The 23,744-nt window shown below is 61.9% G+C and carries 23 protein-coding genes; 7 read left to right on the plus strand and 16 right to left on the minus strand.

The features are described 5' to 3' along the window. Window positions 1-31: 31 nt before the first annotated feature. The 16 genes from mdcH to pilG form a co-directional block, all read right to left on the minus strand. Window positions 32-931 carry a malonate decarboxylase subunit epsilon gene (gene mdcH / locus BFL40_RS16460; protein ID WP_071484989.1) on the minus strand — a complete coding sequence of 300 codons (900 nt, stop codon included), beginning with the start codon at window positions 929-931 and terminating at the stop codon, window positions 32-34. Continuing rightward, window positions 928-1,524, minus strand: a complete 597-nt coding sequence (locus tag BFL40_RS16465) for a malonate decarboxylase holo-ACP synthase (protein ID WP_071484990.1) — start codon at window positions 1,522-1,524, stop codon at window positions 928-930. The genes mdcH and BFL40_RS16465 overlap by 4 nt, the downstream gene beginning before the upstream one ends. Continuing rightward, complete coding sequence (mdcE, locus tag BFL40_RS16470; RefSeq protein WP_071484991.1) at window positions 1,518-2,294, minus strand: biotin-independent malonate decarboxylase subunit gamma; 777 nt, start codon at window positions 2,292-2,294, stop codon at window positions 1,518-1,520. Before mdcE ends, BFL40_RS16465 begins: the two co-directional genes overlap by 7 nt. After that, window positions 2,291-3,133 carry a biotin-independent malonate decarboxylase subunit beta gene (locus tag BFL40_RS16475; RefSeq protein ID WP_071484992.1) on the minus strand — a complete coding sequence of 281 codons (843 nt, stop codon included), beginning with the start codon at window positions 3,131-3,133 and terminating at the stop codon, window positions 2,291-2,293. The genes mdcE and BFL40_RS16475 overlap by 4 nt, the downstream gene beginning before the upstream one ends. Continuing rightward, the gene (locus tag BFL40_RS16480) at window positions 3,126-3,425 is read right to left on the minus strand and encodes a malonate decarboxylase subunit delta (protein ID WP_071484993.1); all 300 of its coding nucleotides are present in this window, start codon (window positions 3,423-3,425) and stop codon (window positions 3,126-3,128) included. Before BFL40_RS16480 ends, BFL40_RS16475 begins: the two co-directional genes overlap by 8 nt. Next, complete coding sequence (locus BFL40_RS16485) at window positions 3,425-4,273, minus strand: triphosphoribosyl-dephospho-CoA synthase (RefSeq protein ID WP_071484994.1); 849 nt, start codon at window positions 4,271-4,273, stop codon at window positions 3,425-3,427. Before BFL40_RS16485 ends, BFL40_RS16480 begins: the two co-directional genes overlap by 1 nt. Then, window positions 4,274-5,944, minus strand: coding sequence for a malonate decarboxylase subunit alpha (mdcA, locus tag BFL40_RS16490; RefSeq protein ID WP_071484995.1), 1,671 nt, complete (start codon window positions 5,942-5,944; stop codon window positions 4,274-4,276). A 339-nt stretch (window positions 5,945-6,283) separates the two neighbouring features. After that, window positions 6,284-6,505, minus strand: coding sequence for a DUF6124 family protein (locus BFL40_RS16495; protein WP_071485348.1), 222 nt, complete (start codon window positions 6,503-6,505; stop codon window positions 6,284-6,286). A 113-nt stretch (window positions 6,506-6,618) separates the two neighbouring features. Continuing rightward, complete coding sequence (locus BFL40_RS16500) at window positions 6,619-7,038, minus strand: hypothetical protein (RefSeq protein ID WP_071484996.1); 420 nt, start codon at window positions 7,036-7,038, stop codon at window positions 6,619-6,621. Then, the gene (locus tag BFL40_RS33070; protein WP_083374569.1) at window positions 7,016-7,399 is read right to left on the minus strand and encodes a polymorphic toxin type 44 domain-containing protein; all 384 of its coding nucleotides are present in this window, start codon (window positions 7,397-7,399) and stop codon (window positions 7,016-7,018) included. The genes BFL40_RS16500 and BFL40_RS33070 overlap by 23 nt, the downstream gene beginning before the upstream one ends. Window positions 7,400-7,627: 228 nt before the next feature. Continuing rightward, window positions 7,628-8,083 carry a chemotaxis protein CheW gene (locus BFL40_RS16505; RefSeq protein WP_071484997.1) on the minus strand — a complete coding sequence of 152 codons (456 nt, stop codon included), beginning with the start codon at window positions 8,081-8,083 and terminating at the stop codon, window positions 7,628-7,630. Next, on the minus strand, window positions 8,076-13,895 hold the full coding sequence (locus BFL40_RS16510; RefSeq protein WP_071484998.1) for an Hpt domain-containing protein: 5,820 nt from the start codon (window positions 13,893-13,895) through the stop codon (window positions 8,076-8,078). The genes BFL40_RS16505 and BFL40_RS16510 overlap by 8 nt, the downstream gene beginning before the upstream one ends. A 115-nt stretch (window positions 13,896-14,010) precedes the next feature. After that, window positions 14,011-16,062: a methyl-accepting chemotaxis protein gene (locus tag BFL40_RS16515; protein WP_071484999.1), complete on the minus strand. Its 2,052-nt coding sequence runs from the start codon at window positions 16,060-16,062 to the stop codon at window positions 14,011-14,013. Further along, on the minus strand, window positions 16,059-16,583 hold the full coding sequence (locus BFL40_RS16520) for a chemotaxis protein CheW (protein WP_071485000.1): 525 nt from the start codon (window positions 16,581-16,583) through the stop codon (window positions 16,059-16,061). The genes BFL40_RS16515 and BFL40_RS16520 overlap by 4 nt, the downstream gene beginning before the upstream one ends. A 12-nt stretch (window positions 16,584-16,595) precedes the next feature. After that, a complete protein-coding gene (pilH, locus tag BFL40_RS16525) occupies window positions 16,596-16,961 on the minus strand; it encodes a twitching motility response regulator PilH (RefSeq protein WP_014720320.1) in 366 nt (121 codons plus the stop codon). Window positions 16,962-17,007: 46 nt separating this feature from the next. After that, window positions 17,008-17,415, minus strand: a complete 408-nt coding sequence (pilG, locus tag BFL40_RS16530; protein ID WP_003176671.1) for a twitching motility response regulator PilG — start codon at window positions 17,413-17,415, stop codon at window positions 17,008-17,010. 238 nt (window positions 17,416-17,653) lie between these two features. On the opposite strand from pilG, the gene gshB reads away from it, so the two are divergent. From gshB to BFL40_RS16565, 7 genes are all read left to right on the plus strand, one after another. After that, on the plus strand, window positions 17,654-18,607 hold the full coding sequence (gene gshB / locus BFL40_RS16535) for a glutathione synthase (RefSeq protein WP_071485001.1): 954 nt from the start codon (window positions 17,654-17,656) through the stop codon (window positions 18,605-18,607). 77 nt (window positions 18,608-18,684) lie between these two features. Next, on the plus strand, window positions 18,685-19,590 hold the full coding sequence (locus BFL40_RS16540; RefSeq protein WP_071485002.1) for an energy transducer TonB: 906 nt from the start codon (window positions 18,685-18,687) through the stop codon (window positions 19,588-19,590). A gap of 222 nt (window positions 19,591-19,812) precedes the next feature. Further along, window positions 19,813-20,382 (plus strand): YqgE/AlgH family protein, encoded by a 570-nt coding sequence (locus BFL40_RS16545; protein WP_071485003.1) that lies wholly within the window; start codon window positions 19,813-19,815, stop codon window positions 20,380-20,382. Beyond that, entirely contained in the window at window positions 20,382-20,819 is a 438-nt protein-coding gene (ruvX, locus tag BFL40_RS16550) for a Holliday junction resolvase RuvX (RefSeq protein ID WP_071485004.1), read from the plus strand. Before BFL40_RS16545 ends, ruvX begins: the two co-directional genes overlap by 1 nt. Before the next feature lie 82 nt (window positions 20,820-20,901). Continuing rightward, window positions 20,902-21,408, plus strand: a complete 507-nt coding sequence (gene pyrR, locus BFL40_RS16555) for a bifunctional pyr operon transcriptional regulator/uracil phosphoribosyltransferase PyrR (protein ID WP_071485005.1) — start codon at window positions 20,902-20,904, stop codon at window positions 21,406-21,408. A gap of 24 nt (window positions 21,409-21,432) precedes the next feature. Further along, complete coding sequence (locus tag BFL40_RS16560) at window positions 21,433-22,437, plus strand: aspartate carbamoyltransferase catalytic subunit (RefSeq protein ID WP_071485006.1); 1,005 nt, start codon at window positions 21,433-21,435, stop codon at window positions 22,435-22,437. Further along, window positions 22,434-23,705: a dihydroorotase gene (locus BFL40_RS16565; RefSeq protein WP_071485007.1), complete on the plus strand. Its 1,272-nt coding sequence runs from the start codon at window positions 22,434-22,436 to the stop codon at window positions 23,703-23,705. The genes BFL40_RS16560 and BFL40_RS16565 overlap by 4 nt, the downstream gene beginning before the upstream one ends. Window positions 23,706-23,744: the final 39 nt, after the last annotated feature.

The raw sequence follows: 23,744 nt of genomic DNA on the forward strand, positions 1-23,744 counted from the left end.
TTTTTGTGCTTCGAAAGCCTTGGGTGGTGCTTTATCGGTGGCGGCGCGCCTCCTCTTGCAGCAGGGCCTGCAAGGTGTCCAGGCGTGCGCCTTCGCAGGCGATCACCGTGCCTTGTTCAAACACGCGGCGTGACAAGCCGGTGAGCACGGCACCCGGAGGCAGTTCGATTTGCAGGCGCACGCCACGCTCGTAGGCGCTTTGCACGGTGCCGCGCCAGTCGACGACGCGGCACATATTGAAGGCCAGGTCGTCGCGCAACTGGTCTGGGTTGTGGATTGGACGTGCGCGGGTGCTGCTCAGGTAGGTGATACGCGGCGTCTTGAGCGTGACAAAGGCTTGCGCCAATGCCTGGGCGGGTTGCTCCAGCAATGCGCAGTGGGACGGCACGCTCACGGCCAGGCGCTTGGCGACGCCGTTGCCTTTGATGCGCTGGGCAACACGCTTCATGGCGTCGTCGCTGCCGGCGATCACGGTTTGGTTGTCGGCGTTGATATTGGCCAGATAAACCGGCGTTTGTGGGCTGTGGACTTCGGCCAGCAACTGTTCGACTGTGGATAACTCAGGGCCGATGATCGCGGTCATTCCGTAGCCGTGTGGATAAGCGCTTTGCATCAGTTCGCCGCGCAAGCTGACCAGTTTCACGGCGTCTGCAAAATCCAGAGCGCCCGCGATCACCGCGGCCGGATAGGCACCAATGGACAACCCCGCGACGAAATCCGGGGTGTGTTGCAGCAGGCGGGCGTTAGCCACACCGGCGATCAACAGGCAAAGCTGAACGGCACGCGTCGACTCAAGGGCTTTCGCGGAATCGAGTTGGCGAACATCTTCGCCCAAGGCATTACTGGCCTCATCCAACACATCGGCGGGCAACGACTGGAGCATGCCCGGCCGCTGGGCGCCTTGCCCCGGAAACACCAAAAGGCTGCTCATGCCACGGCCTGCCAGGGGTCGAGTACCAAATGTGCGCCGCTGGCGGTTTTCAGCAGTACCCGGCGTGATCCCCCAGCCCATTCGCGCAAGGCGACGGCGCCAAACGGGGTTTGTAGTTGCAGGTCCACGGCGCACGGCGCTGTGTCCAGGATTGCCAACAGATCCTTTGCATCACCTCGACTCAGCGTTTCAGGCGTGCGCAGAATCAAATCCAGATCACTCTTGGCATGCAGCGCTTCAATACCTGTGGCCAACTCAAAACCTGCGCTGCCCGTGACGCCCCAAGTCTCCTGCGCCAGCACCGGTCGCAGTTGAGCAAGCGCTTGCAATGCAGGCAGATCCCGTGGAGAGACAGCGTCGCGCAAGGCTTCCGGTGCCACTCGCCGCTGAATCGCCGTTGCAGGCATCACTGCCGCAAAACGCTGCTCACGCAAGTGCCCACGCACGCCGACCGCCACAAAGCCCGGCTCGGCGATGGCGCGGCGCACCACCACCGGATGACCGGCGCGGATGGCCTCGATCGCCCAAGCCGGAGCATCGGCGGGCAGATGCGCCGGGGCCATGCCCCAGAGCAAATCGTGGGCGTTCACCATTGCTCCCGCAGTAGCTGGCGGACATGGCTAGAGGCGGCACGGTTGGTGGCGCCCAGGCGACTGCTCAAATCAGGCCCGCTCGCTTCAACATCCTGAATCGCTTGCACCAGGCAATCGCTGACCCGCGCCACATCGTCCTGCGTGGGCTGTTCAATCTGGCTGACCGTCAACGTCTCCCAGAGCAAACCGAGGCTGGCATAACTGTCGATGTCATACGCCATGGGCGGCACACTGGCGGCCAGGGCTTCCAGCTCTTCGATGCTGCGCAAAGTCACTCGCGCGGCCGAGGCCTTGCCCATGGCATGCACCATCACACCGGGGTCGCGCAAAGCGATCAGGCGGTTGGCCTGGTAGCCGTGGGCGAGGAACGCACCGGACATCGCCTTGCCCACCAGCAGCGCAATCACCGGGTGTCCGGCAAGGCGAGCGCGGGCGTAACTGTCGGCGGCGGCGGCCAGGGCTTGATGGATGCCGAGGGCTTCTTCGCGACGGCCATAGGCTTGGCTAGGTACGTCGACGATGGCGATGATGGGACGCTTGTCACCCAGGGCGATAGCTTCGTCCACGGCTTTGGCCAGGCCCCACCCCTCGAGCAAACCAACCTCGCCATTACGGGCGCGGGGGAAGCGGTTTTGTGGATCGGTGACGACAGCGATAAAGCGCACGCTTTGCTGGTCCAGTGCGCCGTCGGCCACTTTCAGCGAATCCGGTAACCCCTCAACGGGCGTTGCGCCTGCGCTCAATGCGTTGAACCACTGCAACCCTCTCATGAGCGTTCTCCTTGATACAGGTTGCGGACCGTCGCCGGATCGATTTGCGGTGCGGCGTCCAGTTCGGCCAGCCGCGCCAGGTAGAACTCGGCCTGACGGCTGCGTTGTTGCGCGGGCAAGCCTTGTTGCAGCAGCGCGGTGACCGTCTGTTGAATCTGCGCCACATCGTCCGCTACATACCGGTCAGCCAAGCCGCTGTTGAAACGTTGCTCACCACCGGTGAGGCTCCAGATAAATGGCCGATCGCGGGAGTCGTACTCTTCAAGGCCCGCCTCCTGTTCGATCACTTGCGGACCATTGAGGCCCACGCGCGCTTCACGGGTCACCACCAGGTAGCTGCAAAGACCCGCAGCGATGGACATGCCGCCAAAACAACCGACGCTGCCCGCCACCACGCCGATCACCGGTTGGTATTGGCGCAGGTCGACAATCGCCGCGTGGATATCGGCAATGGCCGCCAGGCCGAGGTTGGCCTCCTGCAAGCGCACGCCACCGGTTTCCAACAGCAACACGGCGCGGGTGGGGATGCCGTTGCGGTTATCTTCCGCCGCCAGCTCAAGGGCGCCCGCGATTTTTGCGCCGCCCACTTCACCAAGACTGCCACCTTGAAAATTGCCTTCAATTGCAGCGATCACCACCGGCAAACCGTCGATGCTGCCCTTGGCGATTACCACCCCGTCATCCGCCTGAGGCACCACGCCTTGGCGGCTGAGCCAGGGCGACATCACGCGTTGAAACGGGTCGATCAATTCGCGATAAGAACCCGCATCCAGCAAAGCCTTGGCCCGCTGCCGAGCGCCCAGTTCAACGAAGCTGTGTTTAGCGAGCAAGTCAGTCATGGCCGATCTCCTCGAAACCCTGCTCCAGACGCAAACGCACCACGCCGGGCGTGGCACCGAAATCGTGGATATCAATCTTCAACGCCGGTGGCGTCTGCTCCAGGAAGATGCGTTCGAACAGGTGCTGCCAACGTTGCTCGGCACCATTCACCGAGGTCTGCACCTGGATGGTCAGCGTGCCAGCGGTGCCCGGTTCCAGTAGCACCTCCAGGTCGCCCGAGCCGACACAACCCACCAGCGCACGGCCCTTCGGCGGCTGCCCGGCGGGGAATTCAAAGGATAAGGTTTCCATCAAAACGCTCCGTCGAGGCGGTCGATAAACAGGCAGGCGGCCAACAGGTCGGCGGCGCCGCCGGGGGAGGCATTCAGGGCCAGCAGTTGTTGGTCGAGTTCGTGCAATTGGCGGCGACCGGCAAGGGTTGCGCTGCCACCCGCGTCCAGCACCGATTGTGCGCCGAGCTGCATGGTGCGCAGGCCTTCTACGCCTGAGCGGTAAAGCACACAGGTGTCGGCGAGGTCCGTCATGATCGCGAGCAAGGCATCCAGGCGCGCGTTTTGCTCACCGGCGTTTTGCTGGCGGCTTTTGTGCAGTTGCGGCAGGCCGCGTTGCAGCACCGAGGGGAAGCCCAACTGAGCTTCTTCACGGGCACCGCGTGCGCCGTAGCGTTGGGCAACCTGAGCACCGTGGCTCATCGGTTGCGGGGCGTAGCGGTCGTTTAGCAGGGCCAGTTTTGCAGCTCTTAGGGAGACGGCGCTGGCATGGATGGCGTGTGGTTCCAGTGCCGTTGCTGCCGTCAGCAAACCGAGTGCCCAAATTGCGCCGCGATGGGTGTTCACGCCGTTGGTGGTGGTGAGCATCGCTTGCTCACCTTCACGACCGATTCGTCCGAGGGCTTCGCGCAGCGGCAAACCGACTTCACCGAGCTCGATAGCTGCTTCGGCCATTTCCTTGAACATCGGCCACAGCGACAACGCCGACGCGTGCATCAGGCCCAGGTGCAAATCGCTATGGGCGCCGTTGCCACGACGGTCCACCAAGGCGGGTTTGGGCGACAGGTCGGCTTCGTCGATCAGCGCGTCGACGGCCATGTCCGCCAAGCGATCGGCGAGGCTGAGTTCATGCAATTTAAGGGCGCGCATTTACCAGCTCCTGAACTTGGCGGGCGGGTTGTACAAGCCACCGGACCACTCCACCAAGTCGGCCACGCTTTTGGCGGCCAACAGTTCACGGGTGGCGTCGGTGCGGCGGATACCAAGGTCTTCGGGCAAGGCAATCAGGCCTTCACGGCGCATGCGCGCGGTGTCCTTGGGGTTGTGGCGCATGCCGATGGCGGTCACCCCGGCGACGGCGGCGATCATCGCCTGTCGCTCTTCCAGGGAGCGCGCCTTGTACAGGTAGGCAATGCCTTCTTCAGTGAGCAGGTGCGTGACGTCGTCGCCGTAGATCATGATCGGCGCCAGCGGCATGCCGCTTTTGCGCGCGACTTCCACCGCGTCGAGGGTTTCGACGAACGTGGGCTTGCCGCCTTCCTGGAAGGTTTCGACCATTTGCACCACGAGCTTTTTGCCGCGCTCCAACAAGGCTTCCGGCGCATCGCCGTGGCGCATATCCAGCCACGCTGGGGTGCCGTGGCGACGACCGCGTGGGTCATGGCCCATGTTCGGCGCGCCACCAAAACCGGCGAGGCGGCCACGGGTCACGGTGGAAGAATGGCCATCACCATCGACTTGCAGCGTGGCACCGATAAACAGGTCCACCGCATATTGGCCGGCCAGTTGGCAGAACATCCGATTGGAACGCATCGAACCGTCGCGGCCAGTGAAGAACACGTCCGGGCGTGCGGCAATGTAGTTTTCCATGCCCAGCTCGGTGCCGAAGCAATGCACACTTTCCACCCAGCCGCTTTCGATAGCAGGGATCAGGGTTGGGTGCGGGTTGAGGGTCCAGTTGCGGCAGATCTTGCCTTTCAGGCCGAGGGATTCGCCGTAGGTGGGCAGGATCAATTCGATGGCAGCGGTGTTGAAGCCGATCCCGTGGTTCAGCGACTGCACATTGTGTTTTTCGTAGATGCCTCGGATCGCCATCATCGCCATCAGCACGTGCACCGGCTTGATATGGCGCGGGTCGCGGGTGAACAGCGGCTCGATGTAGAACGGCTTGTCGGCCACCACCACAAAATCCACCCAGCTCGCCGGGATGTCGACGCGAGGCAAGTCAGTGACGTCGTCCACCAACTGGTTAACCTGCACGATGACGATGCCATCGCTGAAGGCGGCGGGTTCGATCAGCGCCGGGGTATCTTCGGTACTGGCGCCGGTGTAGATGTTACCGGCGCGGTCGGCCATGAAACCGGCCGAAAGCACGACGTTGGGGATCAGGTCCACCACCAGCCGCGCATAGAGTTCGATGTAAGTGTGGATCGCGCCGATTTCCAGCAGGCCGTCTTCCAGCAACTGGCTGATGCGCAGGGATTGGGTGCCGGCGAAGGAGAAGTCCAGCTTACGGGCGATGCCTTTTTCAAACAGGTCCAGGTGCTCGGAACGGCCGACACTGGGCATGATCATGTGCAAATCGTGGAGCTTGGCCGGGTCGGCCTTGGCCAGGGAACGCGAGAGGAAATCCGCCTGTTTCTGGTTGTTGCCTTCCAGCACCACCCGATCGCCGGGGAGGATCAGCGCTTCCAGCGCCTCGACGATTTTGTCACTGGGCAACACCGCCCCGTCGGCAAACGCTCTGACCAGCCCGAGCCGCCGCTGCTTCTCGTCGCGCCGCCGCGTCCAGCGCGAGTCGGGGGTGATTGTTGTTGTCATGGTCGCTCCACGGGGTTTGCTGTCGTGGGCTGTACCTTAGGAGTGAAATGGGAGGGTATCAATCAAGCATGGTGGCGAATCGTTACGACTGGAGTAATAGTCCGTCAATGAATGCTGGATTGGGCCCAAATAGAGATTAATGTGGGAGCTGGCAAGAGTCCCAAAAAGGGAACGATGAGTCCCTATTTTGATCGTTCCCACGCTCTGCGTGGGAATGCCGCCTGGGACGCTCCGCGTCCCGCCAGCCAGTGCAAGGCTCAAGCCCTGCGCAGTTGTGACGCGGAGCGTCACGGGATGCATGCCCACGCGGAGCGTGGGAACGATCAGCACGATGAGTCCCTATTCGGGATCGATTTGAGATTCCGGCGAAGGGCTGAATTGTTCCAGCGCTCTGTCGACCAGCAACTGCCCCAACTCTGCCATTTGCTGGATCGCCAACAACATCGAGCGTTGTGAGCATTCCAAGTCGAAAGCAAGGTTGCAGGTCATGGCATTCAGCGAAGACAAGGTTTCAGTGTTTTGGTTGGGTTTTTTGATCGTTCCCACGCTCTGCGTGGGAATGCCGCCTGGGACGCTCCGCGTCCCGCCAGCCAGTGCAAGGCTAAAGCCCTGCGCGATGGTGACGCGGAGCGTCACTGGATGCATTCCCACGCGGAGCGTGGGAACGATCAGCATCACAACGCCATTTCCACCTTCACAATCCCAAGACCTTCGAGGGCATAACTGCTGTACTCGTACACTCCCCCCTGAATAGTCAAACGCAGAACACCGTCGTCCTCAGTCACTTGTACTCCGGGCTCTTTTGTTTTCAGAAAAGGGTGTGCTGACACCAGCTCAGTGAGTATCGCCTCATCACTCCCCAGGTCCTTATGGACGTAGTAACGGTAGGAAAAGCCCACCGTCGCACCACCCTGATTATCGCGCGCGCCATAAATCGAGGTGCCGTTCCCCAAGGAATGCTTCAACACCACTTCGTCCAGGTCTGGTGTCCCGGATGACATGATCCAACTGCCCCCAATGTAGATCAGGCAAACCACCAGCAGACAATTTCGCAGGATGGGGACGAGCGCCTTAATGGCCTTGAGAAATTGCATACTCAATACCTCTCCTTATCCAATATTGGTCTCGCGGGTCATCACCGAAAGGATCACCACCCCACCATGATCCGAAGTCCGGTCGTGTGGTTTTTGCAAACGTTTGAGCGACACCTGCAGCACGTAACAGCAGATGTTCTGGAATACCCAGCACCGTACCCGTAGCGCCGTAATTGAAGTTACCAAAAGCCTCGTACTGACGCCCCCGCGTCTTGTAATTCCATGGCCCGGCAGCCCTGACCTGAGAGTAGAACCAGGAATAGGCGAATGCCGAGCCTGACGTGAGATGAATACTCTTGCACTTGGCTGTCGCCATATTTTCGAGAATTGAAACACCGGGCGGCATTAACGGTACGGCCATTTGCTAGTCCTTGCTGGCAGTGAGGAGCGCAGAACCTAGCACCCCACTTAGGACTGAACATCCCACCCAATCCAGATACAGAACTCACCTACAGCAACTCCATCCTCTTCCGACACTTGATCATTCCCACGCTCCGCGTCCCGCCAGCCACTGCGAAGCTTAAGTCCTGCGCACTGGTGACGCGGAGCGTCACTGGATGCATGCCCACGCGGAGCGTGGGAACGATCATCAGGCCAAGCCGGACTCGACCAACAGGGCTTCCAACCCCACCAAGTCCGGGACCTTCGCCACATGCTCGCCCACCTGCACCGCCGCCAGCTCCAGCGGGCACAACGGAACATCCACATAGCTCAACTGGCTATCGAGTTTGTAAGACCGTGGAATCCCCTGAATCACCATCGCGATAAACTTCAACGTCGGCCGCCCGCCCAGCGTGTTCAGCACCACGATCCGCGAACGCTCCCCCGTCACACTCGCCTCACCGCAAACCGCTTCAAAGCTGATCAACGGAATTTGCCGATTACGCCAGGTCACTTGCCGCAGATACCACGGCGGCGCATCGCTGGCGGGCTCTCCACGCTGGAAGTCGATCAGCTCGGCAATGGCGACGTTGGGCAGCACCAGGTGTCGGTCAGCCAAGGGCAACAGCAGGCCGGTGAGTTGGCTGGTGCGGTGGTCAAGCATGGGACTTGCTCCAATAGGCGATGCTTTCCAGCAGCACCGACTCTTGATACGGCTTGCCGAGGTAGTCGTTGACGCCGATGGCCATGGCGCGGTCGCGGTGTTTCTGGCCGGTGCGCGAGGTGATCATGATGATCGGCAGGCGCATCAGCCTTGGGTCATTGCGAACCTGGATGGCCACTTCAAAGCCGTCCATGCGCGGCATTTCAATGTCGAGCAACATCAGGTCCGGGGTGTGTTCTTCGAGCACGGCGATGGCGTCGATACCGTCCTTGGCGGTGAGTACGTTCATGCCGTTGCGCTCCAGCAGGCGGCTGGTGACTTTGCGCACGGTGACCGAGTCGTCCACCACCAGCACCAGCAACGGGCGCTTTTTCAGCGGGTCGTTGAGGATCAGCGGTGCGTCGACCGTCTGGGCCGGCAACGCCGGTTGCCGTGCGCGGATATGCGCCAGCAGGTCGATGATCAGCACCACGCGGCCATCGCCGAGAATGGTCGCGCCAGACAAGCCCTGAACTCCGGCAAACTGCGGCCCCAGCCCCTTGACCACAATCTCCCGTGTACCAGCCATGGCATCCACATGCACCGCCACGCGCCGCTCATTACACTGCACCAGCAGCACCGGAACCGGCTGGTACTGGCCCAGCAGTTTCGGACGCACAACGGTGTGCAGCAGGTCGCCGAGGTAAAACAACTCGTAGCGTTGGCCTGCATATTCATAACGCGGTGGGTCTTGCTGATAGTGACCCGCCAGCTCATGGGGCAGTACACGCACCAAGCCTTCAATGGTATTGAGCGGGATCGCGTATTGGTCGTCCGCGCACTGCACCATCAGCGCCCGATTGACCGACACAGTGAACGGCAGCCGAATACGGAAGTGCACACCCTCGCCCGGCGTCGAATCAATGAACATCGAACCACCGAGTTGGCGCACTTCTTCATGCACCACGTCCATGCCGACGCCGCGCCCGGAGATCTGTGTAATTTTTTCAGCCGTGGAGAACCCCGGCTGCAGGATGAACTGCAACACGTCGCGGTCGCTGATCTCTTGATTGGGGTCGAGCAAGCCGCGCTTGATCGCCTTGCGTCGCACCGCTTCCAACGGCACACCGGCGCCGTCGTCGCGCATGTCGAAAACGATGTCGCCGCCTTCGTGGGTCAGGTCCAGGGTGATGCGACCCCTCGTAGGTTTGCCGGCCAACAACCGCGCATCGCGGGATTCCAGGCCATGGTCGACGGCATTGCGCAGCATATGTTCGAGTGGCGCCACCATGCGTTCCAGCACGTTACGGTCCATCTCGCCCTCGGCGTTGCCGACCACGAACTCCACGTCTTTGCCCAACTCCTCCGCCACCTGACGCACGATGCGCTTGAGGCGCGGCAGCATGCGCTCGAAAGGCACCATGCGCGTGCGCATCAGGCCTTCCTGCAACTCCGTGTTGATGCGCGCCTGTTGCTGCAACAGGTTATGCGCATCCTGATTGCGGCGGTCGAGAGTTTCCTTGAGGTCCAAAAGGTCAGAGGCCGATTCGGACAGCGCGCGCGACAGCTGCTGCAACTGTGAATGGCGGTCCATCTCCAGCGGGTCGAATTCTTCATAACCCAGGCGCTCGGCCTCGGCCTGCTGGCGACTGAGGATGCGGCCTTGGGTTTCGGTGTCGAGACGGCGCAGTTGGTCGCGCATGCGCTCGATGGTGGTTTCCACTTCATTGAGGGCGATGCGTGCGTCGTTGACTTGCTGCTCGATTCGCCCTCGAAAGATCGACGTTTCACCGGCCAGGTTGACCAAGTCGTCGAGCAAATCAGCGGAGATTTTCACCATGTCCGCAGCCGGATCGATCGCCGCTTCCACCTTGCCTGCCGGTAACGCTACCGGCACTACCGGCTCATCGCTGGGGTGAACCAGGCTTTTGATGCGCCCGATGAGCTTCTCTACCGAGCCCACCGGCAAGCCGTCCGCCACCGCATCGACCATCTGCGCCAGGCGGTCATGACAGCCTTGCAGCAGCGCGAACAGTTCGGGGGACGGCGCGAGCAAACCGGCAGACAGCCCTTCGTAGAGAAACTCCAGCTCATGGGCCAAATCGCCAATCGGCCCGATTTCGACCATGCGCGCGCCACCCTTGAGGGTGTGCAAGTCGCGCAGCAGGGTTTCCACTTCCTGGCGATTGTTCGGCTCGGCCTGCCAGCGCTGTAGCGCACTGCTTGAGCTGTCGAGAATATCGGCGGCTTCTTCGAGGAAGATATCCAGCAATTCGGGGTCGGGGCCCTGCGCTTGTGGGGCCGCAGTGGGTGCCGTCGGTGTGCTGCTCTGACGCAACGCACGCACCTTGGTAACCAGTTCGGCGCTGTCGCTCAGCGGCTGGTGGTGTTGGAGTTCCTCCAACTGCAATGCCAGCCGCTCATGGCTGGCCATCAGTACTTGGGACAGCTCGGGAGAGTAGCTGTATCGACGGTCTACCAAGCCTTCGTAAAGGCATTCCAGTTCATGGGCCAGGTCGCCAATCGGCCCAATTTCTGCCATGCGCGCGCCGCCCTTGAGGGTGTGCAGATCCCGCTGTAACGAAGACAACGGCGCCGCGTTGTCAGGGTCCAACAACCAGCGTTTGAGGGACTGCCCGGCGCTGTCGAGGATATCCACGGCCTCTTCCAGGAATATCTCGACGATCTCATCGTCAATCGCCGTGTCCTGGTCCAACTTCGCCGTGGCGGCACTCAGCTCGGAGATGCTCAGGGCGCGACTACCGTCGCTTTTTATCAGGCCGGTAGCGGAGGGGTCCAAGGCTTCATCCAGCAGTTCGCGCAATGCTTTTACACGCGCGGGTGCCGGGCTGATTTCCTGGCCTGCCGCCAGTTGGTCAAGCATGTTGATCAGCGCTTCATGGGCCTGTTCGGCCTCATGGAAAAACCGCTCGCTGACCGCCAGGCTACTTTCTTCCACGGCGCCATACAGGTCGAGCAAGGCTTCGCACAGTTCGTCGATGGAGTGCAGGTCCGCGACGTGCGCGCCCTCTCCCAGCGTGGTCAACTCGTCCAGCAGTGCGGTCAGTTCCTGACGCTCGCCGGGGTGCTGTTGCCAGCGGCGCAGCAGGCTTTCGGCATCGAGCAGAATGTCCATGCCCTGGGCCAGGAAGTTGGCGATCAACTGCGGGTCGCGCTTGATGCGCAGGCCGGTGTTCGGTGCGTCGAGCAGCGCTGCAAGCTGGGTATCGAGCAGGCTTTGGGTGCGGTTGATCAGGCCTGCAGCGCCTTTGATGGGCGCCAGGGGATCGCTGTCCAAGTCGCGCAGCCCATGCTGAAACAATCCCTCAGCTTCCAGCAGCAACTCCACTTCGTCCAAGTCCAGCGGCAGGCGATGGGCCTTGTATTCACGGGTCAGGTGGTCGAGTGGGCGCGCCAGTTCGGCGATGGGCAACACGCCGGCCATATAGGCGCTGCCCTTGAGTGTGTGCAGAGCGCGTTGCAGTTCATCGCTGACTTGCAGCGGCACGTGCTCGGCGGCCTGTTGCAGGAAGTGGTTGATACTGTCCAGATGGCTCTGGGCTTCGTTGCGGAAGATCTCCAGCAGCATCGGGTCGTGGGGCTCAGCGTCCGGGGCTTGAGTTTCACTGGCCAAGGCGTGGGCGCGGGCGGCCAGGGCGTCGACTTCATCGCGCTGGCGTTGGTCGTCGATCGCAAAGTCGGCAATCAACTCCGGCAGCAGGGCCACCGCGTCATCCAGTACCTGCTGCACCTCGGGGCCGAGGGCCACGCTGCGTTCCAGCACACGGTTCAGCAGGTTTTCGATGACCCACGCAAACTCCGCCAGCACCAAGGCGCGGACCATACGACCACTGCCTTTCAAGGTGTGGAACGCGCGGCGCATTTCGCCCTGGGCGGTTTTATCTGCGCTGTTAGGCAAGTTGCGGTGCAGCACTTCAAGCACTTCGTCGGTTTCTTCGAGGAAGACTTCGCGCAGTTCATCGTCGATGGGTTCTTCACCGACCGGTGGCGGTAGCAGGCTGCCGGGACGGTGCAGGGCCGGAGGGTTCAAGCGCGACGTGGGATTGGCCAACGCGTCGAACTGGGATTGGCTCGGCGTGATCTCGGTCGACAAGGCACCATCCGGCGCAACCAGCGCCTGGCGCCAAGGTTTTTCGGCGGGCAGATAACCGAGTGCAGCCAAGCCTTGGGTGGCTAATTCCAGCACCCGTTCACCCGCTGCGTCGGGGTCCTGAAGCATGCGCTCCAGGTAGTACTCCAGGCTGCTGATCACATCAGCGAAATGGCCCAGCTGCGCCTCGGACGGCGCGACGGCGCTAGCCATCAACTGGTCGTCGACGTAATCGGTGCAGCCACGCATCAGGCTGGCGGCCCGTGGCAGGGGAATCATTGCCAGGGCGCCGCGTACCTGGCTCAGCAACTCCGGCAGGGATTCGAGGCGCAGCCGGTCCCAGTCGGCTTCAACGCAGTCGATGACCAGCTCTTTGGCTTGCCGCAGGCATTGGCAGGATTCGCGGATCACCAGCTGGTGAATCTGGGTCAGGTCGGTGGTGGGCAGGCGACTTTCTTCGCGGCTTTCCGGCTCGACGGTACCGACCATCCCGGCCAGCGTGGCCTCGACGTAAAGCAAGGCGCCGGCGACGTCCATCAGCACAGCATCGTTGGGGTCGCGCTGCCCCTGGACCAGGCTCAGCACAACGGCAAGCTGGTCGATGATGACCTTGCGCGGCTGGCCGAAACCCAGCACCGCCAGGGTATCGGCGATCTGGCGCAGCGGGGCCAGTAAGGCGTCCAGATCGTTGGTGTGCTGTCGATCACTGCGCACGAACAGATCAAGGCGCTCTTTTACTCGCACTAACTCTTCGCATAACGCACCCAGTACCGAGCCCATCGCATTGCGATCCGGCCCTGCAAGGCGCGCGCGTTCGGCATCGACCACGGCGCTGTCGGGCAAGGCTTCATCGAGACCGTAACGTTCTTTGAGGCTTTGCATGCGCGGCGTCGGCCGGGTGACTTTGGCGACGTAGAACAACAAGCTTTTGAGCAATTCATCCGGCGCAGGCTGGTTGATGCCGCCGATGCCTTGGGCCAGCAAACGCTTGAGTTGCTTGTCGCTGGCTTTGAGCAGGCTGCGCAGCGCCGGACTGTTGGCAATCACGCCGGTGAGCATGCCCTCGACCAACGCCGAGGTGACTTGCCACAACGGCAACAGCGGCGCGCCTTGGCACAAGGCTTCAAGGCGCGCGAACACCCGCGCCATGTCTTCCAGGTTGCTCGGGCCGTGGTCTTCACGCAGCAGACCGGCCAAGGCTTGTTGCAGCAGTTGATGCCATTGACGCAATTGTTCGTGAAGCTCAGGCAGCGCACGTTGCGCCAAGACCTCATCGGGCAGCGGCGCAATCAACAGCAGTTGTGGGCTGAACAGGCTGGTCTCCGACAGCAGGCTTTCGCCGCGCGCGCTGCGCAGGTCGTTGAGCAGCGGCAACACCACCAGCGGCAAGTCGCGACGGGCGCTGTGCACGCGGTCGAGGTACAGCGGTAATTGGCCCAGGGCCTGTTGCAACAGGCGGATGCTTTCATCGCGCTGGCTGACGCGCCCGGCCTGGAGCGCCAGGGCCAGCTCTTCGAGCTCTTCGGCCAGCAAGGCTGCACCGTAGAACTCGACCATCAACAGCGCGCCATGCACTTGGTGGACGCCGGCCAGGCACTCGCCGATGGCCTCGCCGTCGCCTGTTTCGACAAATGTGTCCAGCGCCGAACGGGCCTGTTTCAGGGTTTCGGCAATGTCGCCCTTGACCCATTCCAGGGCCACGTAGTCGTGCCGATCAACCATAACTGCTCCGCTTAGAATTCGTGGATTGCTGGTGTTGCTTGCCGAATCAGGATCCCCTGCAAATGGAGATCAAATGTGGGAGCGGGCTTGCTCGCTCCCACATGTGGACTGCATTTCAATCATCTACCTGCTTGGGGGGCGGGAGGGTGAAACCTGACACCGACCTGCGCAACTGACTGGCCATTTTCGCTAGATTGCCGATGCTCTCGGCAGTCGCAGTCGAGCCAGAAGACGTCTGCGTGGTGATCTGTTGAATCACATTCATCGTCAAGGAAATCTGCCCCGCCGACGAGGTCTGTTGCTGCGCCGCATTCGAAATACTCTGGATCAGCGCCGCCAAGGTTTTCGACACGCCCTCAATCTCTTCCAGCGCCACCCCGGCGTCCTGCGCCAGGCGTGCACCGCGTACCACTTCGGTGGTGGTCTGCTCCATGGAGATCACCGCTTCGTTGGTGTCGGTCTGGATCGCCCGCACCAGGGTTTCGATTTGCCGCGTGGCAGCCGACGAACGCTCAGCCAACCGCTGCACTTCATCGGCCACCACCGCAAAGCCGCGCCCGGCATCCCCAGCCATGCTGGCCTGGATCGCTGCGTTGAGGGCAAGGATGTTGGTCTGGTCAGCGATGTCATCAATCAGGCTGACGATGTCGCCAATCTCCTGAGACGATTCGCCGAGGCGCTTGATGCGCTTGGCCGTGTCCTGGATCTGTTCACGAATGTTGTCCATGCCGTGGATGGTGTTGTGCACCACCTCGTTGCCCTTGTTGGCAATTTCCACCGAGCGCTCCGCCACCGCCGAAGATTCAGCAGCGTTGGCCGACACTTGGTCGATGGATTGGGCCATCTGGTTGATCGCCGTGGAGGCTTCGGCAATCTGTTGCGCTTGATGCTCGGACGCCTGGGCCAAGTGCATGGCGGTGGCCTGGGTGTCCTGCACCGCACCGGCAACTTGCCCGGCGGTGAGGTTGATAGTCGCGACCAGGTCGCGCAGTTGGTCCACTGAATAGTTGATGGAATCGGCGATGGTGCCGGTGAAGTCCTCGGTCACAGAGGCAGTCACCGTGAGATCACCGTCGGCCAGGTCTTCGATTTCATCCAGCAGGCGCATGATTGCGTTTTGGTTTCGCTCGTTCTTCTCGGCGGTTTCATGCAGTTGGCGGTTGGTCTCGCGCACCATCACCAGGCCGATCAAAATGATCGACGTTAACGCTAACAGGCCCAGCACATAGCCGCCGATGGTGTCGAAACTGCGCCCGCTGGCGAGGTTTTCAAAACCTATGGCCAAGTGTGAAGCTTCATCGAGCAGGGTTTGAGAGAGGTTGAAAATATTGCTCGCCGAGGCGCGCACCTGGAACAACTGCGGCGAGGTTTCGAGGATTTCATCCACAGAGCCGGAGACAAACTCGAACAACTCGGCAATTTCCTTCAGCCGTGCACGCGCGTCAGGGTCTTCGACCTGGGCGATACGCAAGCCGGGGTTGCCCTGAAGCATGCCGTTAAGCACCTGGCCGAAACGGTTGGCATCACGGCCAAAGGCATCGGCGGCTTGCACAGAGGCTTCGTCGCCGGCGAGCACGCTATTGACCGCACCCAGGATTCGTTCAGCCAGCAACGATTGGCGCTGGGCCAATACCACTTGGCTGGCCGGTGCGCCGCGTTGCAGCAGGATATCGACGACTTTCTCCGACTCCATCTGCAATTGCGGCACGGTTTCAGCGAGGGTGGCAGCCACTTGATGCAGGGACAGCACCGTCTGCTCGCTGGCGAGGATTGCGTCGGTGTTTTTCAGCAACGCTTCCCAGTCGGTCTGCACCGCGCGCATTTCGGCACGCACCGCGTTGGGCGCAGCCGGCAAGCCGGTCTCGCTATCACCTTTTTTCAGGTAGCCCCAGCGCTGGGCGAAGTCGTTGCGCGCATCGCTCAAGAGTTTGAACGCGGCGGCCTTGCCGGCGGCCGCTTCAGTGGCGTTCTTGGCGATGCGCTGGGACAGCACTCGCAGCTCACCGGCGTGGCCGATGTACTGCTTGTCATAGGTGGACTGGGTGTTGAGGTACGCGAAGTTGGCGAACAACAGCATGATGAACACGATCAATGCGATAAACAGCACGATGATCTGCGAACGGCTGCGCGAGGCGGCCTGGGGTTTGGGCGTAGTAGCGGTGGTCATGCGGCGACATCCATGAAGCCTGGGGCCTGGGCCAAAGCGAAGGGACTGAAGACCTGCCACAGCTGATCGCCGTCGAACTGGCCCTGGATAAACGGCACGCCGGGAGTGGCGCTCGCCAACAAGGCGTCTTGTGCGAAATGCTGCATGCCCACCACCTCGTCCACCAGCAGCCCGACAAACAGATCGTTGAATTCCACCACCAGCACCCGCCGTTGCTTGTGCGTCTTGGACAGCTCAAGGCCGAGAAACCCGCCCAGATCCATCACCGGCAGCAGGCGACCACGCAGGTTGGCCACGCCCTTGACCCAAGGTTTGACACCCGGCATCAAAGTGCAGCGCGGTTCATGCAACACCTCGGCGACTTCGCCCATGGGCGCCACATACCCATTTGGCCCCAGGCGAAAGCCGATCCCGCTCCAACGCTGCTGGCGGGTTTCCTGGGACGGCAGGTCGGCGGCCAACAGGCGGCAGCGGCGGTCGATGTCCAGCAGCAGCTCGAAGGCAGTTTGCGACTCGGTCATGATGGCGTGCCGTCAGCCGGCCAACACCTTGTTCAGGGTGGCGATCAGGGTTTCTTCGTCCACCGGCTTGGTCAGGTAGTCCTTGGCGCCCTGGCGCGCCCCCCAGATCTTGTCGGTTTCCTGGTCTTTGGTGGTGATGATGATGATCGGGATGCCGTTGGTTTCCGGCTCTTTAGAGAGCTGGCGGGTGGCCTGAAAGCCGTTGAGGCCGGGCATCACGATGTCCATCAAGACCGCATCGGGCTTTTCCTGGCGGGCCAGGGCCACGCCGTCGGCGCCGTTTTCGGCTTTCAGGACCTGATGACCATGCTTTTCCAGCATGCCGGTCAGTTTGTACATTTCGGTCGGCGAGTCGTCGACGATCAGAACACGTGCCATGATTTTCCCCACTACTTTGGTGGACACCGGCCCTTGTGAGGCGGTGTCAGTGTGCTTGTTCTACTGCAGCGAAGCCGGGCACGTAGGCCTTGATCGCGCTCAGTAGTTCTTCCTTGCTGAAAGGCTTGGTCAAAAACTGATCGACACCCACGATGCGCCCCTTGGCCTTATCGAACAGGCCGTCCTTGGAGGACAGCATGATCACCGGGATCGACTTGAACGCCGGGTTGTTCTTCACCAGGGCGCAGGTCTGATAGCCATCCAGGCGCGGCATCATGATGTCGACAAAGATAATGTGCGGGTGATGATCAACAATCCGGGCCAGGGCATCGAAACCGTCAATGGCCGTGATGACATCGCACCCCACGTTCTTCAACAGCGTTTCGGCGGTGCGTCGGATCGTTTTCGAATCGTCGATCACCATCACTCTCAAGGCGTTGGAATGCTGTTCCATATCTGCTCTACCATCGCCACAGCGAATCGGTTTTCGGTGTGTACTGCCTGATGTCTCACAGGATGAGCGCCACAAGCCTTGGAATTCAAGGGCTGCTGCGCCGTGCCAGTCTTTTTAGCACAGTCTCGGGGAGCAATCTATCGAGCGGCCTGCCCGGTGGTTTTTCCTTGACCCACAACAGCCGCAGCGCCACTCTGACGCCACTTTTATGCGCCCTTATTTGCCAGAGGAAATCCCCATGAGCGTTCGCGTCGGCATTGTCATGGACCCTATCGCCAGCATCTCCTATAAAAAGGACAGCTCGCTGGCCATGCTCCTGGCCGCCCAGGCCCGCGGCTGGACCCTGTTCTATATGGAGCAACGCGACCTTTACCAGGGTGACGGCGAGGCTCGCGCACGCATGCGCCCGCTGCAGGTGTTCGCCAACCCTGAGAAGTGGTTCGACCTACAGGACGAAATCGACAGCCCGCTGAGCGACCTCGACGTGATCCTGATGCGCAAGGACCCGCCGTTCGACATGGAGTTCGTCTACTCCACCTACCTGCTGGAGCAGGCCGAACGTGCTGGCGTGCTGATCGTCAACAAGCCGCAAAGCTTGCGCGACTGCAATGAAAAGCTGTTCGCCACGCTGTTTCCACAATGCACGCCGCCGACTGTGGTCAGTCGCCGCGCCGATGTGCTGCGTGAATTCGCCGCCAAGCACGGTGATGTGATCCTCAAGCCGCTGGACGGCATGGGTGGCACCTCGATTTTCCGTCATCGCGCCGGCGACCCGAACTTGTCGGTGATCCTGGAAACCCTGACGGCCCTGGGCACCCAACAGATCATGGGCCAGGCTTACATTCCGGCGATCAAGGACGGCGACAAGCGCATCCTGATGATCGACGGTGAGCCGGTGGATTACTGCCTGGCGCGTATTCCGGCAGCCGGCGAGACGCGCGGCAACCTGGCGGCGGGTGGTCGAGGTGAAGCCCGTCCGCTGACGGACAAGGATCGCTGGATTGCCGCACAAGTCGGCCCAACCCTGCGGGAAAAAGGTCTGCTGTTTGTGGGACTAGACGTAATTGGTGAGAACCTCACTGAAATCAACGTCACCAGCCCGACCTGTATTCGCGAGATCGACAATGCATTTGGCACGAACATCGGCGAAATGCTGATGGCCGCGATCGAACGCAAGCTACAAGCCAAGTGACATAGAACAGCCGGACACACACCAACATTGCGTTATCATGCGCCACCTGTGAAACGCGCGATGTTGGTTTTCTTGTCATGACACTCCCGTCCGATCTGCCTCCCGAACTCTCCCACAGCGGCGTGCGCCCGGCTGATCGGCTCGGATTTACTCTGTTCCTGGCGGCATTGATCCACCTCGCCTTGCTCCTCGGCCTGGGCTTCACCTTTGCCGAGCCCAAGCAGATCACCCAGACCCTGGAAATCACCCTCGCTACGTTCAAGAGTGAAAAGAAGCCCGAGAAGGCGGATTTTCTCGCCCAGGACAACCAGCAGGGCAGCGGCACGCTGGACAAAAAAGCGGTGCCCAAGACCACCGAAGTGGCGCCCTTCCAGGACAACAAGGTCAATAAAGTCACCCCGCCGCCGATGCCCAAGCCCGAGGTCAAGCAGGCCGCGCCAAAGGCTGCCGTAACCACTGTCGCGCCCAAACCGCAAAAAGCCCCGACCCAGCGCGAGAAAGCCAAGACCGAGCCGCAACCCGAGCCCGTGAAACCGGCGCCAACCTTCGACAGCTCACAGCTCTCCGACCAGATCTCCAGCCTGGAAGCCGAACTGGCCAATGAACAGCAACTGTACGCCAAGCGCCCGCGCATCTATCGCCTGAACGCCGCCTCCACCATGCGCGACAAAGGCGCCTGGTATAAGGACGAGTGGCGTAAGAAGGTCGAGCGCATCGGCAACCTCAACTACCCGGACGAGGCTCGGCGCCAGCAGATCTATGGCAATTTGCGCTTATTGGTGTCGATCAACCGCGATGGCTCGTTATATGAAGTGCAGGTGCTGGAGTCCTCCGGCCAGCCATTGCTGGACCAGGCCGCCCAGCGCATCGTGCGCCTGGCCGCGCCCTTTGCCCCGTTTACCGGGGACCTGAACGATATCGACCGCCTGGAAATCATCCGCACCTGGAAGTTTGCCAGGGGTGATCGGCTGTCCAGCAATTGATCGTTCCCACGCTGCGGCAGCGGCTGCGGGCTGTTGTGGCGAGCGGGCTTGCCCCGCGTTGGGCTGCGAAGCGGCCCCCATATGGCCACCGCGTTCTGCTTGAAAAACCACAGCGCCAGATTTTAGGGCCGCTTCGCGCCCCAACGCGGGGCAAGCCCGCTCGCCACAATTAGCGTCCGCCGCAGCTTGTCAGTTCGCCCCTCCAACGCCACACTAGTGGACATGAAAAATGTCAGCCCGACCTACCTCAAGCACCAATTCCTGATCGCCATGCCCCATATGGCCGACCCGAACTTTGCGCAAACCTTGACCTACATCGTCGAGCACACGGCCAATGGTGCCATGGGGTTGGTGGTGAACCGCCCGCAAGAGCTGAACCTGGCGGATATCCTTGAGCAACTGCGACCGGAGATCGACCCTCCGGCCCGTTGCCAGAACATACCGATCTACATTGGCGGGCCGGTACAGACCGATCGCGGTTTTGTACTGCACCCCACCGGGCCGAAGTTCCAGGCCACGGTCGACCTGGAGGGCGTGTCGTTGTCCACCTCCCAGGACGTGTTATTCGCCATCGCCGACGGTGTCGGCCCTGAGCAAAGCGTGATCACCCTCGGCTACGCCGGTTGGGAAGCCGGGCAACTGGAAGCCGAACTGGCCAGTAATGCGTGGCTGACCTGCCCGTTCGACGCCGACATCCTGTTCAACACCCCCTGCGAACTGCGCCTGGAAGCGGCGGCCGCCAAGCTGCGGGTCAACCTCAACCTGCTGACCAGCCAGGCAGGGCACGCCTGATGGCCTTGCGTCTGATCCTCGGTTTTGACTACGGCACCAAACAAATCGGCGTTGCGGTCGGCCAGGTCATTACCGGCCAGGCCCGCGAGCTGTGCACCTTGAAAGCCCAGAACGGCGTGCCGGACTGGAACCAGGTCGAAGCCCTGATCAATGAGTGGAAGCCCGACGCGGTAGTGGTCGGCCTGCCCCTGAACATGGACGGCACCCCCAGCGACATGTGCCTGCGCGCCGAAAAGTTCGCCCGCCGCCTCAATGGCCGCTACAACCTGCCCTTCTATACCCACGACGAACGCCTGACCACCTTCGAGGCCAAGGGCGAGCGCCGTGACCGTGGCGGGCAAAAGGGCAGCTACCGGGACAACCCCGTGGACGCCATCGCCGCCGCCTTGCTGTTGCAAGGTTGGCTGGATGAAAACACTGCTTTATTTGAATCCTGACTGACGCGGCTTGCCGCGTCTTTTTACGTTTGAGCCCGGACCTTGCCGATACCCCGCCGCGCAAGGCCTTGAAGGAGCCACCATGAGCCTGCCCAATCCCAGCGAACTGATCAGCCAGATGGCGACGAGCCTCACGGCCCACCTGCAACACCGCGCTATCAGCGAGCCGCGCTTTATCGGCATCCGGACCGGCGGTGTGTGGGTAGCCCAAGCGCTCCTGGAAGCACTGGGCAGCGACTCGCCGCTGGGCACTTTGGATGTTTCCTTCTACCGCGACGACTTCAGCCAGAACGGCCTGCACCCGCAAGTGCGCCCTTCTGCCCTGCCGTTCGAGATCGAAGGCCAGCACTTGGTGCTGATCGATGACGTGCTGATGAGCGGCCGCACCATCCGTGCCGCCATGAATGAACTGTTCGACTATGGCCGCCCGGCCAGCGTAACCCTGGTCTGCCTGCTGGACCTGGACGCCGGCGAATTGCCGATCAGCCCGGATGTGGTTGGCGCGACGCTGTCCCTTGAAGCCCACCAGCGGGTAAAATTGTCCGGTCCCACGCCGCTCGAACTCGAACTGCAAGACCTTGCCCTTTAAACCGCCTTGTACAGAGTCCCCGCGATGACGCCTCTAGATGCCAAGCGCCCGCTGCAGCTCAATGCTCAGGGCCAGCTGCAACACTTCCTGTCCCTCGACGGTTTGCCCCGCGAACTGCTCACTGAAATCCTCGACACTGCCGACTCGTTCCTCGAAGTCGGCGGCCGGGCGGTGAAGAAGGTCCCGCTGCTGCGCGGCAAGACCATCTGCAACGTGTTCTTCGAGAACTCGACCCGCACCCGCACCACCTTTGAACTGGCGGCCCAACGGCTGTCGGCCGACGTGATCACGCTGAACGTGTCCACCTCGTCGGCGAGCAAGGGCGAAACCCTGCTCGACACCCTGCGCAACCTGGAGGCCATGGCCGCCGACATGTTCGTGGTACGCCATGGCGACTCCGGCGCCGCGCATTTCATCGCCGAGCACGTGTGCCCGCAGGTGGCGATCATCAACGGCGGCGACGGCCGTCACGCCCACCCGACCCAGGGCATGCTCGACATGCTCACCATCCGTCGGCACAAGGGCAGCTTTGAAAACCTCTCGGTGGCCATCGTCGGCGACATCCTGCACTCGCGGGTCGCACGCTCGAACATGCTGGCCCTGAAAACCCTGGGTTGCCCGGACATCCGCGTGATCGCGCCAAAAACCTTGCTGCCGATCGGCATCGAGCAGTACGGCGTGAAGGTCTACACCGACATGACCGAAGGCCTCAAGGATGTGGACGTGGTGATCATGCTGCGCCTGCAACGCGAGCGCATGTCGGGTGGGCTGCTGCCGAGCGAAGGCGAGTTCTACCGCCTGTTCGGCCTGACCACCGCGCGTTTGGCCGGTGCCAAGCCGGATGCCATCGTGATGCACCCTGGCCCGATCAACCGCGGGGTAGAGATTGAGTCGGCAGTGGCCGACGGCCCTCAATCGGTGATCTTGAACCAGGTCACCTACGGCATTGCCGTGCGCATGGCGGTACTGTCCATGGCCATGAGCGGGCAAACCGCGCAACGTCAATTCGAGCAGGAGAACGCCCAGTGAAGCTCAGCATTCTCGGCGCCCGTGTCATCGATCCGGTCAGTGGCCTGGATCAAGTTACCGATCTTCATCTGGAAGCCGGCAAAATCATCGCCATCGGCGCCGCCCCCAGCGATTTCAGCCCCAGCCAGACTATCGACGCCAAAGGCCTGGTGGCCGCGCCTGGCCTGGTGGACTTGAACGTCGCTCTGCGCGAGCCGGGTTACAGCCGCAAAGGCAACATCACCAGCGAGACCCGCGCCGCTGCGGCCGGTGGCGTGACCAGCCTGTGCTGCCCGCCCCACACCAAGCCGATCCTGGACACTTCGGCCGTGACCGAGCTGATCCTCGACCGCGCCCGTGAAGCCGGCAATTGCAAAGTGTTCCCCATCGGCGCCCTGAGCAAAGGCCTGGAAGGCGAACAACTCGCCGAGTTGATTGCCCTGCGCGACGCTGGTTGTGTGGCCTTCGGCAACGGCCTGGAAAGCTTCCGTAGCACCCGCACCCTGTGCCGTGCCCTGGAATACGCGGCCACCTTCGATTTGACGGTGATCTTCCACTCCCAGGACCGTGATTTGGCTGAAGGCGGCCTGGCCCATGAAGGCGCTGTCGCCAGCTTCCTTGGCCTGCCGGGCATCCCGGAAACCGCTGAGACGGTGGCCCTGGCCCGCGACCTGCTGCTGGTGGAACAAAGCGGCGTGCGCGCGCACTTCAGCCAACTGACCAGCGCTCGTGGCGTGGCCCTGATTGCTCAGGCTCAGGCGCGTGGCCTGCCGGTGACGGCGGATGTGGCGCTCTACCAGCTGATTTTGACGGATGAGGCACTGATCGACTTCTCCAGCCTGTATCACGTGCAACCGCCACTGCGCACCCGTGCCGACCGTGACGGTTTGCGGGCGGCAGTGAAGTCGGGTGTGGTCTCGGCAATCTCCAGCCACCACCAGTCCCACGAACGGGATGCCAAGCTGGCACCGTTTGGCGCGACTGAGCCGGGTATCAGCAGCGTCGAGCTGTTACTGCCGTTGGCGATGACCTTGGTGGAAGATGGCTTACTGGACCTGCCGACGCTGCTGACGCGCCTGAGTGCCGGCCCCGCCGAGGCATTGCGCCTGCCAGCGGGCAAGTTGGCGGTGGGTTCGCCGGCGGATCTGGTGCTGTTTGACCTGGCCAGCTCCACGGTTGCCGGGGAGCACTGGCTGTCCAAGGGTGAAAACTGCCCGTTCATCGGCCATAGCCTGCCGGCGACGGTGCGCTACACCTTGGTGGATGGGCGAATCAGCTACCAGGCCTGATAACGGTAATGATCGTTCCCACGCTCTGCGTGGGAATGC

It is taken from the genome of Pseudomonas costantinii (assembly GCF_001870435.1).
GTDB lineage: Bacteria > Pseudomonadota > Gammaproteobacteria > Pseudomonadales > Pseudomonadaceae > Aquipseudomonas > Aquipseudomonas costantinii.

Coding starts and splice junctions, on each gene's coding strand:
- mdcH (WP_071484989.1), bottom strand. CDS start 931: ATGAGCAGCCTTTTGGTGTTTCCGGGGCAAGGCGCCCAGCGGCCGGGC.
- BFL40_RS16465 (WP_071484990.1), bottom strand. CDS start 1,524: ATGGTGAACGCCCACGATTTGCTCTGGGGCATGGCCCCGGCGCATCTG.
- mdcE (WP_071484991.1), bottom strand. CDS start 2,294: ATGAGAGGGTTGCAGTGGTTCAACGCATTGAGCGCAGGCGCAACGCCC.
- BFL40_RS16475 (WP_071484992.1), bottom strand. CDS start 3,133: ATGACTGACTTGCTCGCTAAACACAGCTTCGTTGAACTGGGCGCTCGG.
- BFL40_RS16480 (WP_071484993.1), bottom strand. CDS start 3,425: ATGGAAACCTTATCCTTTGAATTCCCCGCCGGGCAGCCGCCGAAGGGC.
- BFL40_RS16485 (WP_071484994.1), bottom strand. CDS start 4,273: ATGCGCGCCCTTAAATTGCATGAACTCAGCCTCGCCGATCGCTTGGCG.
- mdcA (WP_071484995.1), bottom strand. CDS start 5,944: ATGACAACAACAATCACCCCCGACTCGCGCTGGACGCGGCGGCGCGAC.
- BFL40_RS16500 (WP_071484996.1), bottom strand. CDS start 7,038: ATGCAATTTCTCAAGGCCATTAAGGCGCTCGTCCCCATCCTGCGAAAT.
- BFL40_RS33070 (WP_083374569.1), bottom strand. CDS start 7,399: ATGGCCGTACCGTTAATGCCGCCCGGTGTTTCAATTCTCGAAAATATG.
- BFL40_RS16505 (WP_071484997.1), bottom strand. CDS start 8,083: ATGCTTGACCACCGCACCAGCCAACTCACCGGCCTGCTGTTGCCCTTG.
- BFL40_RS16510 (WP_071484998.1), bottom strand. CDS start 13,895: ATGGTTGATCGGCACGACTACGTGGCCCTGGAATGGGTCAAGGGCGAC.
- BFL40_RS16515 (WP_071484999.1), bottom strand. CDS start 16,062: ATGACCACCGCTACTACGCCCAAACCCCAGGCCGCCTCGCGCAGCCGT.
- BFL40_RS16520 (WP_071485000.1), bottom strand. CDS start 16,583: ATGACCGAGTCGCAAACTGCCTTCGAGCTGCTGCTGGACATCGACCGC.
- pilH (WP_014720320.1), bottom strand. CDS start 16,961: ATGGCACGTGTTCTGATCGTCGACGACTCGCCGACCGAAATGTACAAA.
- pilG (WP_003176671.1), bottom strand. CDS start 17,415: ATGGAACAGCATTCCAACGCCTTGAGAGTGATGGTGATCGACGATTCG.
- gshB (WP_071485001.1), top strand. CDS start 17,654: ATGAGCGTTCGCGTCGGCATTGTCATGGACCCTATCGCCAGCATCTCC.
- BFL40_RS16540 (WP_071485002.1), top strand. CDS start 18,685: ATGACACTCCCGTCCGATCTGCCTCCCGAACTCTCCCACAGCGGCGTG.
- BFL40_RS16545 (WP_071485003.1), top strand. CDS start 19,813: ATGAAAAATGTCAGCCCGACCTACCTCAAGCACCAATTCCTGATCGCC.
- ruvX (WP_071485004.1), top strand. CDS start 20,382: ATGGCCTTGCGTCTGATCCTCGGTTTTGACTACGGCACCAAACAAATC.
- pyrR (WP_071485005.1), top strand. CDS start 20,902: ATGAGCCTGCCCAATCCCAGCGAACTGATCAGCCAGATGGCGACGAGC.
- BFL40_RS16560 (WP_071485006.1), top strand. CDS start 21,433: ATGACGCCTCTAGATGCCAAGCGCCCGCTGCAGCTCAATGCTCAGGGC.